Source organism: Paraburkholderia solisilvae (assembly GCF_902859875.1).
In the GTDB taxonomy this organism is placed as follows: domain Bacteria; phylum Pseudomonadota; class Gammaproteobacteria; order Burkholderiales; family Burkholderiaceae; genus Paraburkholderia; species Paraburkholderia solisilvae.
On the sequence record NZ_CADIKF010000027.1, the window covers coordinates 58,136 to 71,031 of the forward strand.

Sequence of the window (12,896 nt, forward strand, 5' to 3'; positions counted from 1 at the left end):
CCCCGCAACGAACCGAACTACGAGCCGCACAACAACGATCATGACCGACACCTCCGTCACACCCGCCGTCGCCCAGCCGCAGCTGCAAGGTTATTTGCGCAGCGACGGCCGCAAGGGCATCCGCAATGTGGTCGCGGTCGCGTATCTCGTCGAATGCGCGCACCATGTTGCACGCGAAATCGTCACGCACTTTCGTGACCCGCTCGACGCGTTCGACGACCCCGCGGCGAGCGGCGCAGCGGGCGAGCGCGAACCGCCGGTGCATCTGATCGGCTTCCCGGGCTGTTACCCGAACAGCTACGCGGAAAAGATGATGGAACGGCTCACCACGCACCCGAACATCGGCGCGGTGCTGTTCGTGTCGCTCGGCTGCGAAAGCATGAACAAGCACTATCTGGTCGACGCCGTGCGCGCGAGCGGCCGGCCCGTCGACGTGCTGACGATTCAGGAGAAGGGCGGCACGCGCAGCACGATCCAGCACGGCATCGACTGGGTCGAACAGGCGCGCGGCAAGCTCGCGACGCAACGCAAGGTGCCGATGGCGCTGAGCGAACTCGTGATCGGCACGGTCTGCGGCGGCTCGGACGGCACCAGCGGCATTACCGCGAACCCGGCGGTCGGCCGCGCATTCGACGAGTTGATCGATGCGGGCGCGACCTGCATCTTCGAGGAAACCGGCGAACTGGTCGGCTGCGAGTTTCATATGAAAAGCCGCGCGGCGCGTGCGGAGCTGGGCGACGAAATCGTCGCGTGTGTCGCGAAGGCGGCGCGCTACTACTCGATTCTCGGGCACGGCAGCTTCGCGGTCGGCAATGCGGACGGCGGCCTGACGACGCAGGAGGAAAAGTCGCTCGGCGCGTATGCGAAAAGCGGCGCGTCGCCGATTGTCGGCATCGTGAAGCCGGGCGACGTGCCGCCGACCGGCGGCCTGTATCTGCTCGACGTGGTGCCCGACGGCGAGCCGCGTTTCGGCTTTCCGAACATCAGCGACAATGCGGAGATCGCGGAGCTGATCGCATGCGGCTCGCATCTGATTCTGTTTACCACCGGCCGCGGCTCGGTGGTCGGCTCGGCCATTTCGCCGGTGATCAAGGTCTGCGCGAATCCGGACACGTATCGCAATCTGTCGGGCGATATGGACGTCGACGCGGGGCGGATTCTCGAAGGCCGCGCGTCGCTGGACGAAGTGGGCCGCGAGGTGTTCGACGTCACGGTGCGCGTCGCGCAAGGCATTCCGTCGAAATCCGAAACGCTCGGGCACCAGGAGTTTATCCTTACGTACAAGACATTCGAGCCGGTCGGGCCTGCTTGTCTGCCGGGCAATGCGGTGTTGACGCGGCGGATGGTGGAGATCGCGCCGTAGTGCGTTTCGCGAAGCCGCATCGGGCGGCGAGGTGATTCGTTCGGCGGTCGCACGACGCATAAGAAAACAGAAGGAGACATCGAGGATGACATCCGCAATCGATTCGAACATCGGGCAGCGCCGTTCGATCGGCCGCCGGCCGCTGCAGGTCGGCGGCCTCGGCCTCGGCACCGCGCCGCTCGGCGGGCTGTACCGCGATCTGACCGACGAGGAAGCGCAGGACACCGTCGACGCCGCGTGGGACTGCGGCGTGCGCTTCTTCGACACCGCGCCGCACTATGGACACACGAAAGCCGAGCACCGGCTCGGCGACGCGCTGCGCCGCTACCCGCGCAACGAGTACGTGTTGTCGACCAAAGCCGGCCGCCGTTTCGTGCCGCGCACGCATCCATACGACGGCAGCGAAGGCTGGCAGAACCCGCTGCCGTTCGAAGCGATTTACGACTATACGCACGACAGCATCCTGCGTTCGTTCGAAGACAGCCAGCAGCGCCTCGGCATCATCGAGATCGACATCCTGCTGATTCACGATATCGGCCGCATGACGCACGGCGACCAGAACCCGCACTACTGGAAGCAACTGACCGACGGCGGCGGCTTTCGCGCGCTCGACGAATTGCGCTCGGCGGGCGTCGTGAAGGCGGTCGGCCTCGGCGTCAACGAAGGGCACGCCATACTCGAAATGATGGTCGAGTTCGAGATCGACTGCGCGCTGTTGGCGGGCCGCTATACGCTGCTTGAACAGCAGACGCTGAACGATCTGCTGCCGAACTGCGAGAAGCGCAACGTCAGCATCCTGCTCGGCGGCGCGTTCAATTCGGGCATTCTCGCGCAAGGCGTGTCCGGCGACCTGAAGTTCAACTATGCCGCGGCGCCGCCCGAGGTGATCGAGCGCGTGGCGCGGCTCGAAGACGTGTGCCGCGCGCATGGCGTGCCGCTTGCCGCGGCGGCGCTGCAGTTTCCGTACGCGCATCCCGCGGTCGCTACCGTGTTGACCGGCGCGCGCAGCGCCGACGAAATGCGCGCGAACGCCGAATCGTTCGAGCGGCCCATTCCGGTCGCGCTGTGGCAAGCGCTGCAGGACCAGGGCTTGATCGACCGGCGTGCCCCGCTGCCGGAGGCATGACGTGACGACGCCGCAGATCGACGCACATCAGCACTACTGGGACCCGGCGCGCGGCGATTACGGTTGGCTCACGCCGGCGCTCGCGCCGCTGTACCGCGTATTCGCGCCAGCGGACCTCGCGCCGCTGCGCGAACGCGCCGGCGTCGCACGCACGGTGGTCGTGCAGGCCGCGCCGAGCGTCGACGAAACGCGCTATCTGCTCGCGCTCGCGCGCAATGACGTGTCGATTGCGGGTGTGGTCGGCTGGGTGCCGCTGCTCGAACGCGATGCGCCCGCGCTGCTCGCGGAACTGGCGCGCGAGCCCAAATTCAAAGGCGTGCGGCCGATGCTGCAGGATCTGCCCGACGACAACTGGATCGCCAACCCGGCGCTGCAACCGGCCATCGACGCGCTGATCGCGCACGACCTCGCCTTCGATGCGCTGATTTTCGCGCGCCACGTCGACGCGCTCGAGATCTTCGCGAAGCGTTTTCCATCGCTGCGCATCGTGGTCGATCATGGCGCGAAGCCGCCGATCCGCGACGGCAGCGCGGGCTGGCACGCGTGGGCGGACGGCATCACGCGGCTTGCGCGGCTGCCGCATCTGCACTGCAAACTGTCGGGTCTCGCGACCGAGGCCGCCGCGGGCTGGACCGAAGCGACGCTGCGGCCGTACGTCGACCATCTGCTCGCGGCGTTCGGACCGGCGCGGCTGATGTGGGGCAGCGACTGGCCGGTGCTGAACCTGAACGGCGACTATCTGCTGTGGCATTCGATCGCGACGACGCTCGTCGCCGCGCTGTCCGACGCGCAGCGCGATGCGATATTCGGCGCCAACGCCACGGCTTTTTACCGCCTGTAAGTGCGCATGCACCGCCGACGGATGCACAATCACAACTGCCGCCGCGCGACCTGCGACCCGCGATGTGCGACCCCGCGCGCAACACCGGCACGCGCCGCGACCCGCGCGGCGCACGCGGTTCGGCGGTGATTCAAACCAACATCAAACAGACTGGAGACGCAGATGACACAGATGACGCAGCGACTGGCCGGCAAAACGGCCGTGATCACCGCTGCCGGGCAAGGCATCGGCCTTGCGACCGCCGAACTTTTCGCGCGTGAAGGCGCCCGCGTGATTGCGACCGACATCCGCCTCGATTCGCTCGCCGGCAAGCCGGTCGACGCGCGCCAGCTCGACGTGCGCGATAGCGCCGCGATCGATGCGCTGGCGAAAGACGTGGGTCCGATCGACGTGTTGTTCAACTGCGCGGGCTTCGTGCACGCCGGCTCGATTCTCGAAGCCAGCGAAGCAGACTGGGATTTCGCCTTCGACCTGAATGCGAAGGCGATGTACCGGACCATTCGCGCGTTTCTGCCCGGCATGCTGGAAAAGGGCGGCGGCTCGATCATCAATATGTCGTCGGCGGCATCGAGCGTGAAGGGCGTGCCGAACCGTTTCGTCTATGGCGCATCGAAAGCGGCGGTGATCGGTCTCACGAAAGCGGTGGCAGCGGACTTCGTCACGCGTGGTGTACGCTGTAACGCGATTTGCCCGGGCACGGTCGCGTCGCCGTCGCTCGAACAGCGGATCGCCGAGCAGGCTCAGGCGCAGGGCAAGCATGTCGCCGATGTGCAGGCCGCGTTTGTCGCGCGCCAGCCGATGGGCCGCATCGGCAAGCCGGAAGAGATCGCGGCGCTCGCGCTCTATCTGGCTTCGGACGAATCGGCGTTCACCACCGGCCACGCGCATGTGATCGACGGCGGTTGGTCGAACTGACCGGTTGCCTGTCTCATTCCTTCGAACGTCTGTTGAACTTACAGGAAACCGCAACAATGAAACTGCTTCGTTACGGACCGAAAGGTCAGGAAAAGCCCGGCATGCTCGATGCGCAAGGCAAGATTCGCGATCTGTCGCAAGTGGTCGGCGACATCGACGGCAGCGTGCTCGACGACGCGAGTCTCGCGAAGCTGCGCGCGTTCGATCCGGCGTCGCTGCCGCTCGTCGACGGCAATCCGCGTATCGGCCCGTGTGTCGGCAAGATCGGCAAGTTCGTCTGTATCGGCCTGAATTACGCGGATCACGCGGCGGAATCGAATCTGCCGGTGCCGCCGGAACCGGTGATCTTCAACAAGTGGACCAGCGCGATCTGCGGTCCTGACGACGACGTCGAAATTCCGCGCGGCTCGAAGAAGACCGACTGGGAAGTCGAACTGGGCATCGTGATCGGCAAGGCCGCGAAGTACGTCGACGAAGCGAACGCGCTCGACTACGTGGCGGGCTATTGCGTGATCAACGACGTGTCGGAGCGCGAGTGGCAACTCGAGCGCGCCGGACAATGGGACAAGGGCAAGGGTTTCGACACGTTCGGCCCGATCGGCCCGTGGATGGTCACGCGCGACGAAGTGCCCGATCCGCAGAACCTGAAGCTGTGGCTCGAAGTGGACGGTCATCGCTACCAGAACGGCAGCACGAAGACGATGATTTTCGGCGTGAAGAAGCTCGTGTCGTATCTGTCGCAGTGCATGAGCCTGCAACCGGGCGATGTGATCTCGACCGGCACGCCGCCGGGCGTCGGCATGGGCGTGAAGCCGTCGCCGGTGTATCTGAAGCCGGGGCAGACGATGCGTCTGTCTATCGAAGGGCTCGGCGAGCAGCAGCAGAAGACGTACGCGGCGGACTAAGCGATTGTCTGGTGCTGGACCCACTACGGTAGTGGGGAGCCGGCGTCGTTCACGTGCCGAACGTGGCGGCGCCGGCCGGTTACTGGCTCTGCAGAATTTTCTATAGTAACAACGCCACTCCCTCCAGATCCCGCCCGTCATTCCGCCTGCACTTCTTCCTTATGATTTTCGGTGCCGTCGCCGATCCGGTTGACGGTGCCCTGCGCGACGGCGATCAGCCGCTCGCGATCGCCATCCGTCACGAACACGCTGCATTGACAGGTCGCCTGATGGCGGCCCGCGTACACGACCTCCGCACGCACCATCAGCACCCCGGTCACCGCGGGCCGCAGATAGTTGATCTTGTACTCGCCGATAATCACCCGCGGCCCCAGCGCCAGCGCGCCGGCAAACGTCAATGCATTGTCCGCGAGATAGCTGATCACGCCGCCGTGGACGAATCCATGTTGCTGCCGCAGATCGTCGCGGATCGGCAGGCACAACGTCAGCTCGTTGGCGCCGACATACATCAGTTCGGTGCCCAGCAGCGTGCTGAACGGCTGCGCATGCAATGCGCCGCGCGCGCGATCCAGAAGATCGGTCATCGTCGGATTCCTTCGGGGCGAGGCCCGCAGTGACGTTCCACCCACTCTAGGAAGCGCCAACACGCCTAGTCAAGGTAATCCGGAAAAAATCACGATGTAATTATTGTGAAAAACGTCGGTAATCAGACGCGGACTGGCCGGCAGACACCGGCGCCGGGGGGGCTTGCCACCCCCCCGTCGTTTGATCTCAAGTCAGCGCGCGTATTGCCGTAAACCCGAGTCAATCAATGGGTTTCTTATCGCAATACGCGGGTGGTAACTGATGTTAAGCAAGATCAAGGTCTCCTCGGGCCTTCTATGTGTTCTGGCCGCTTTCTGCATGTTCCAGCTGGTGAGCGCGGCGCTCGGTTTCTGGTCGCTCACCCGCACGCACGACGACGTCGGCGACCTCGCGAATGTCGCGCTGGGTCAGGTCAACGCGGTCAACGAAACCACGCAGCATTTGATGGACGCGCGCATCAACCTGTCGCGCGCCGGCACGCGGATGGTGCGCGGCGGCGCGGAGCCGGCCGACATCGTTCAGCACGCGCGCGAACAGCTGGCCGCCGCGGATCGCTCGTTCGCGGCATTCGCGCAGGCGCCGAAGCTCAACGACGAAAACGGCACGCGCGCGGCGGCGCTCACCGAGCGGTACCAGAAGATTCATGACGCGCTCATCGAACTCGCGCAATTTCTCGACGCGGGCAATATTCAGGCGTTTCTCGATCAGCCGACGCAAAGCTTGCAGGACGCTTACCTGAACGAGACGAACAACTTCACGCAGTTCGGCGCAGGCATCAGTCACGCGTCGTTCGATTCGATCGACGGCCGGCTCGCGCTGTTCCAGATGGTCGGCATCGTGCTTCTGGTGCTGCTGTTCGGCATCACGGTGGCCGTCTATCAGGTGCTCAAGCGCGGCGTGCTCGCGCCGCTCGAGGAAGCGGGGCGGCACTTCGACCGTATTGCGCAAGGCCGCCTCGATCAGCCGGTCGAGTCGCACGGCACCAATGAAATCGGCCGCCTGTTCGCGGGGCTCGCGAGCATGCAGGCAAGCGTCGCGCGCACCGTGAGCACGGTGCGCGAAACCGCGGATTCGATTCACCTCGGCGCCAACGAAATCGCGACCGGCAACGCGGATCTGTCCGCGCGCACCGAAAACCAGGCCGCGTCGCTCGAGCAAACCGCGGCGAGCATGCAGGAGCTGACCGCGACCGTGAGCCGTAACGCGGACCATGCCCGCGAAGCGAACACGCTCGCGGCGAACGCGCTCGACGCAACGTCGCGCGGCAGCGGCGTGGTCGACGGCGTGGTCGCGAAGATGCGTGGCATCGCGCGAAGCTCCGACCGGATCGCCGAGATTATCGGCGTGATCGACGGCATCGCGTTCCAGACCAATATTCTTGCGCTGAACGCCGCGGTGGAAGCCGCGCGGGCGGGCGAAGAGGGGCGCGGTTTCGCAGTCGTGGCGGGCGAGGTGCGCGGCCTTGCGCAGCGCAGCGCGCAATCGGCCAAGGAGATCAAGGAGCTGATCAATGAATCGGTCTCCGAGATTCGCGACGGCTCGACGCTCGTCGAGCGCGCCGGCGAGGCGATGCACGAAGTATCCGCGTCGATTTCGCGCGTCACGCAGATGATGACCGAGATCAGCGCGTCATCGCTTGAACAGAGCAGCGGCATCGAGCAGGTGAAGCAGGCGGTTGTGCAGATGGACGGGATGACGCAGCAGAATGCGGCGCTCGTCGAACAGGCGGCGGCCGCCGCCGCATCGCTGCATCAGCAGACCCGCCAGCTGAAAGATGCAGTCGCAGTGTTCGAGATTTCCAATTCGGTGCTGGCGGCGGGCCGATAGCTCGGTTATCTTCGGGTTGCTGCCGGTAAGAACCGAGGTGACTTGATGAAACCCGAGATCGAAGCGTTCCACGATCCCGTAACGGCCACGATAAGCTACGTTGTGCATGCCGGACGCGGTTCGCCGTGCGCGATCATCGATTCGGTGCTCGACTACGACCCGCGTTCGGGGCGCACGTCGACGCAATCCGCCGACCGCATCATCCAGTTCGTGCGCGATCGGGCGCTTCACGTGCAGTGGCTGCTCGAGACGCACGCGCACGCGGACCATCTGTCGGCGGCGCCGTATCTGCGCGAGCATCTGGGCGGCGCGATCGGCATCGGCGAACACATTCGCTCAGTGCAGAAGATCTTCGCGCCGATGTTCAACTTCGAAGCCGAGTTTCATGCGGACGGCTCGCAGTTCGATCACCTGTTTGTTGCGGACGAAACTTTCCGCATCGGCGAACTGGAAGCGACCGTGCTGCACGTGCCCGGCCACACGCTTGCCGATGTCGCGTACCGGTTCGATGGCGCGGTATTCGTCGGCGATACGCTGTTCATGCCGGACGTCGGCACTGCGCGCTGCGATTTCCCGGGCGGCGACGCGCGCATGTTGTACGCGTCGATCCGCCGCCTGCTGAGCCTGCCGGGCGATACGCAGCTCTATATGTGCCACGACTACCCGCCGAACGGACGCGGCGTGTGCTGGCAGACGACCGTTGCCGACCAGCGCGAACGCAATGTCCATATGCATGAGTCCGTCGAGGAGCAGGCCTTCGTGCAGATGCGCACGACGCGCGATGCGACGCTCGGCATGCCGACGCTGCTGATCCCGTCGATTCAGCTGAATATCCGCGCGGGTGTCGCACCGCCGCCGGAGGCGAACGGCATCCGGTATCTGAAGACGCCGCTCAACGTGCTGTGAGCGTCGGCGTTGCAAAGCCCCTGTGTTTCCATCATGCAAGCCGCAGCGCCAACATCGATGTGATGGCGCTGCGCGTCATGGCGCCTTATAGCGCTGCATACGCAGTGGCGAGGTGATAAGGCGTGGTCGACGGCATATCGTCGCGTGACACGCCGCCTGCCGCGGTCTTGCATTCGAACCAGCCTTGCGGACGCAGGAAGCGTTCGCTGAAGCGGGCGATCTGCTGCGGCAGTACGGCTCGCACAGCTGCGTCCGGATGCACGGCGAGCGCGCGCAAGTATTCCGATTGCGCCCAGATCCGCTGCGTAGCGTCCTTGATCGCGCCGTGTTCGTCGAGCGCCAGCGCGACACCGCCGGTCGCCGCGTCCACGCCGTGCTGCTGCGCAAAAAGGAACGCACGAGCCAGCGACGCATCGAGGCCGGTTCGCTCGAGCCGTTCGCCCGCTTGCCGCACGAGCCAGAACCATTCGAACTGATGTCCGGGCTCGAGCCAGTTGCCGGCGCTGCCGAGCGGCAACTCCGCGACGCAGCCGGTCGGCGCGTGAATGAATGCGCGGGCGACCGCGCTGCACAGACGCTCGAGCGCGGTATCGAAGGCGGCGTCGCCGGTGGCTTGCCGCGCCGCGAGCCATGCTTCGGTCAAGTGCATGATCGGGTTTTGCAACGGCGTGCCGGTCACCGTCGAAAAATCCACGTCGAGCGCCGCGTTGTAAAGTCCGTGGGTGTCGGGTGCGCGCTGCGCCCCGTTGCGCACTGCAAAACGTTCTTCGATCACAGACGACGTGCGACGTACGACGTCGAACGCATCGCGGTTGCCCGAGCGTGCGCCATATTCCGCGCACGCGAACACGACGAATGCATGCGTGTACAGGTCCTTCGTCGTATCGAGCGGCGCGCCTTGCGCGTCGACGCTATAGAACCAACCGCCGCGCGCGTGGTCCTGAAAGTAGTGGAGCAGCGCGTCGAACAGCCGTTGTGCATGGTCGGCGATGCCGGCCTGCGCGAACACGAATAACTGGCGCGCACAGGCCATCGCCCGGTAGCGGACGGCGGGCAGCGGCTGGCGGCCGTCGCCGGCAACGGCTTCGTAAGGCAGATTCAGCGCTTCGTTGAAGCCCGGACCGCGCCAGATCGGCAGGACAATACGTGCAAAATGTTCGCGCAGTGCGAGCGCGGCGGCGGACGTCGAAGCAGGTGTGCTCATGATTCGAATTCAAGGTTGAAATGACGCGCGTTGCGCTCCGGCGGCGCGCGGCCAGCGTCGCCAGCGTCGGATAGCACGCGAATAACCCGCTATGGTACGCCGGACGGGTGCCGGGGCGGACCGCATCTTGCTGGATCGACAAAAAACAGGGGGGGCGATATGCCAGGCAATCTTGAATTCATCGCGCGGCTCGTGATGGCGGCCGCACTCGGCAGTGTGATCGGCTTCGAGCGCGAACGGTTGTCGTGGGCCGCGGGGCTGCGCACGCATATGCTGGTATGCGTCGGCTCGGCGCTGATCATGATCGTCTCCGCGTTCGGCTTTGCCGACGTGCTGGGCGGCGAGCATATCGTGCTCGACCCGTCGCGGGTGGCCGCCCAGGTCGTATCGGGCATCGGCTTTCTCGGCGCGGGGTCGATCCTGCTGCGCGGCGAGATCGTCCGCGGGCTGACCACGGCGGCGAGCTTATGGTCGGTTGCGGCGATCGGCCTCGCGGTCGGCGGCGGCCTGTACACGGCATCGATTGCCGCGACCGTGATCATTCTGATCATCCTCGCCGGCATCAAGCCGATCGAGCGGCGCTTCATCACCGTCAAACAGCGGCGCCAGTTGACGCTGCTCGTCGAGCGCGGCGCGCTCACGTTTCACTCGCTGCACGATGCGCTCGGCCCGTCGAGCGCGCGCGTCAAGCAGTTCGTCGTGCAGCAGAGCGACGACTCGCCCGAGCTCGACGAAGTGTTGATCACGTTCAGCCGCGTATCGCCGCAGGAATACACGGCGATCTATGAGCAATTGCGTCAGTTTTCCGGTGTCAGGGAGTGTCGCGACAACGGCGCGCAGGCGTGACGTCGTTGCGTTCGCAACGTTATGGACGACCGTCGTCGCGCGGGTCTCGCGAACGGGAGGCGGCCGCCGCGCGCTCGGTCTTTGCGTCGTCCCGTTCGTTGCCCGCGTCGGTGAAGTCCGGCGCGAACGTCCCGCGCGAGATGCGATACCAGACCGGCACGTCGAATGCGAGCCATGCATGCAGCACGCATGCATGCGCGAACGACAGCACGCAGAAGGCCGCCGTCCCGGCAAGCGTCCATTGCAGCTGCGTGAACGAGCCGGGCAGCCGTGCCGGGCCGTCCGCCGGCATCAGCGGACCCGCCACATCTTCGAGAATGCCGGTGCCCCATACGAGCATCATGAACAGCGCGCCGCCGACAAACGCGCTCACGCCGAAATAACGCAGCGCGACGCGCGTGCGGCTCGCGAACGGCCGGCGATGGTGCCGCTGGTTCGCATCGACGATGGCGACCGCATTGGTGAGCGCGACCACCGCCATCGCGGAAGGCCAGAAGGTCGGGCAATCGCTGTGCGCGTTGATCAGCAGCAGAACGCCGATGACCGAAAACGGCGGCGCGAGCAGCGTGCTGGCAAACCAGGACGTGCTTTGCCACACCCGCCACGGGCTGCGCCAGCGAAGTGCAAATGGCGTGCGGCCACGCGAGCGGGACGCGAAACGCGCGCCGAAGGCGCGCAGCTGTTTCATGCTCAACGGCACGCGAGGCTCCCAAGCGAACCTGCGATGAAAAAGGCATGCGGTCTGCGGCCGCACACGCTGTTGCCCGCGCCGTCGACCGATGCGGCGCGAGTCTTTGGATCGGAAATCATGAACGGGTTCGAATAGCCCTATTTGCCTGTGTCTACTGCTTAGACGGATCGGGCGCCGCTATCCCGCAAACTTATATGCGAGTGCGCATATCGATTGTTTCTGTCACATGTTTGACTCAAAACATACGCTACCTTGAAAAAAGACCGATTCGATCCGTCGAATGCCGCACACGCAAAAAAAGGAAAACGTAGTGGAGCAGTCCCCGCATGACACCGCAGTCCCTCCCACGCAGACAGACCCCGCAGAAGCGCCGTTGATCAACCTGCGCGATACCGGGCGCTTTCTCGATGTGCTGGCGTCCCTGAAGTGTTCGCTCGCCATCAGCCGGCGTCCGTCCGGCGTCGCGTTGCTGGGCGTGGAGAACGGCGTGCCGACGCTGTCGGCGTGCCAGCTGCCTCGTTCGATGGGCCTTGCGGTTGGCGGCAAACGCCTCGCGATCGCGACCATCCACGAACTGATGATTTTCGCGAATGTGTCGTCGCTCGCGCCGCTCTACCCCGAGCGGCCGGATTACTACGACGCGATGTTCGTGCCGCGTGTATCCCACTATACGGGCGACCTCGACCTGCACGACATGGCGTTCGACAATCAGATCGTGCTCGCGGTGAATACGCGCTACTCGTGCATCAGCGTGATCGACGGGTACTTCAATTTCACGCCGATCTGGCAGCCGCCGTTCGTCACCGAGTTCGGTCCGGACGATCGTTGTCACCTCAACGGTATGGCGTTTCACGAATCGAAAGTGCGCTACGTGACCGCGCTCGGCGAAACGAATACGCCGTTCGGCTGGCGTAAGGGGATGGTGGACGGCGGCATCGTGATGGAAGTGCCAACGGGCCGGATCGTGGCGAGCGGATTGTCGATGCCGCACTCGCCGCGCATCATCGGCGGCCAGCTATACGTGCTCGAAGGCGGGCGCGGCGCGCTGTTGCGGATCGATCCGGCGACCGGCGCGAAGCAAACCGTCACGACTTTGCCGGGCTTCACGCACGGGCTCGCCGAGTATGGCGGCGTGCTGTTCATCGGACTGTCGAAACTGCGCATGAAGCGCGGCCCGCAAGGCTTGCCGATCGAAGCCGAACGCGACGAACTGGTCGCGGGCGTCGCGGCGGTCGATCTGGCGAGCGGTGCGGTGCTCGGCATTCTCGAGTTTTACAACGGTGTCGAGGAAATTCTCGACGTGCAGGTGCTGCCCGACGTGTTGCGTGCGGAGATCCTGAACCCGCGCCAATGGGCGCAGATGCCGTCCATCACGACGATGCGCGGCGGGTTCTGGCAGCAAAAGCCACGTGAAGAAGACGAAGAAGCGGCTGCGGCCGCGCAAGGATGATCGCGTGGCGACGCCCGGATACCAGGCGTCTTCCGCCTGTCACCCCGGTGCGATAAAAAAGTGCGGGTTTGCATGACCCGGCACGTCTGGATAGACAGGGAGGCAAAGAACCTTCTGCTGTCGCCGCCCCGTCATCGAATCTGCCGGCATCGCCGCATATTGCACATGCGGTGATGCCGGTAGCGCAAGGCAGGGAGTCGCGTGTTCGATCCCGCCGGGTTGGTCAAACAAAAAATG

The 12,896-nt window shown here is 65.0% G+C and carries 12 protein-coding genes; 9 read left to right on the forward strand and 3 right to left on the reverse strand.

The window, feature by feature from the left end; all coding sequences use genetic code 11:
• Nucleotides 1-40 precede the first annotated feature (40 nt).
• From HV675_RS17705 to HV675_RS17725, 5 genes are all read left to right on the forward strand, one after another.
• Nucleotides 41-1,363: a UxaA family hydrolase gene (locus tag HV675_RS17705; protein ID WP_175112230.1), complete on the forward strand. Its 1,323-nt coding sequence runs from the start codon at nucleotides 41-43 to the stop codon at nucleotides 1,361-1,363.
• An 85-nt stretch (nucleotides 1,364-1,448) separates the two neighbouring features.
• Nucleotides 1,449-2,489, forward strand: a complete 1,041-nt coding sequence (locus tag HV675_RS17710; RefSeq protein ID WP_175112231.1) for an aldo/keto reductase — start codon at nucleotides 1,449-1,451, stop codon at nucleotides 2,487-2,489.
• Between the two features lies 1 nt (nucleotide 2,490).
• Entirely contained in the window at nucleotides 2,491-3,330 is an 840-nt protein-coding gene (locus tag HV675_RS17715; protein WP_175112232.1) for an amidohydrolase family protein, read from the forward strand.
• A 171-nt stretch (nucleotides 3,331-3,501) separates the two neighbouring features.
• Nucleotides 3,502-4,245, forward strand: a complete 744-nt coding sequence (locus tag HV675_RS17720; protein ID WP_175112265.1) for an SDR family oxidoreductase — start codon at nucleotides 3,502-3,504, stop codon at nucleotides 4,243-4,245.
• A gap of 56 nt (nucleotides 4,246-4,301) precedes the next feature.
• Nucleotides 4,302-5,150, forward strand: coding sequence for an ureidoglycolate lyase (locus HV675_RS17725; RefSeq protein WP_175112233.1), 849 nt, complete (start codon nucleotides 4,302-4,304; stop codon nucleotides 5,148-5,150).
• Nucleotides 5,151-5,287: 137 nt separating this feature from the next.
• Here HV675_RS17725 and HV675_RS17730 read toward each other — a convergent pair whose 3' ends face one another.
• Nucleotides 5,288-5,734 carry a PaaI family thioesterase gene (locus HV675_RS17730; protein WP_175112234.1) on the reverse strand — a complete coding sequence of 149 codons (447 nt, stop codon included), beginning with the start codon at nucleotides 5,732-5,734 and terminating at the stop codon, nucleotides 5,288-5,290.
• Nucleotides 5,735-5,996: 262 nt separating this feature from the next.
• Between HV675_RS17730 and HV675_RS17735 the strand changes: the two genes are divergently transcribed.
• Nucleotides 5,997-7,562, forward strand: a complete 1,566-nt coding sequence (locus HV675_RS17735) for a methyl-accepting chemotaxis protein (RefSeq protein WP_175112235.1) — start codon at nucleotides 5,997-5,999, stop codon at nucleotides 7,560-7,562.
• Between the two features lie 45 nt (nucleotides 7,563-7,607).
• On the forward strand, nucleotides 7,608-8,468 hold the full coding sequence (locus HV675_RS17740) for an MBL fold metallo-hydrolase (RefSeq protein ID WP_175112236.1): 861 nt from the start codon (nucleotides 7,608-7,610) through the stop codon (nucleotides 8,466-8,468).
• 85 nt (nucleotides 8,469-8,553) lie between these two features.
• On the opposite strand, the gene HV675_RS17745 is transcribed toward HV675_RS17740, so the two are convergent.
• Entirely contained in the window at nucleotides 8,554-9,672 is a 1,119-nt protein-coding gene (locus HV675_RS17745; protein ID WP_175112237.1) for an AGE family epimerase/isomerase, read from the reverse strand.
• Between the two features lie 159 nt (nucleotides 9,673-9,831).
• On the opposite strand from HV675_RS17745, the gene HV675_RS17750 reads away from it, so the two are divergent.
• Entirely contained in the window at nucleotides 9,832-10,518 is a 687-nt protein-coding gene (locus HV675_RS17750) for an MgtC/SapB family protein (RefSeq protein WP_175112238.1), read from the forward strand.
• Between the two features lie 19 nt (nucleotides 10,519-10,537).
• Here the strand turns inward: HV675_RS17750 and HV675_RS17755 are convergent, their stop codons facing one another.
• Complete coding sequence (locus HV675_RS17755) at nucleotides 10,538-11,206, reverse strand: hypothetical protein (RefSeq protein WP_175112239.1); 669 nt, start codon at nucleotides 11,204-11,206, stop codon at nucleotides 10,538-10,540.
• A gap of 313 nt (nucleotides 11,207-11,519) precedes the next feature.
• Between HV675_RS17755 and HV675_RS17760 the strand changes: the two genes are divergently transcribed.
• The gene (locus tag HV675_RS17760) at nucleotides 11,520-12,659 is read left to right on the forward strand and encodes a TIGR03032 family protein (protein WP_246270354.1); all 1,140 of its coding nucleotides are present in this window, start codon (nucleotides 11,520-11,522) and stop codon (nucleotides 12,657-12,659) included.
• The last annotated feature ends 237 nt before the right edge of the window (nucleotides 12,660-12,896 follow it).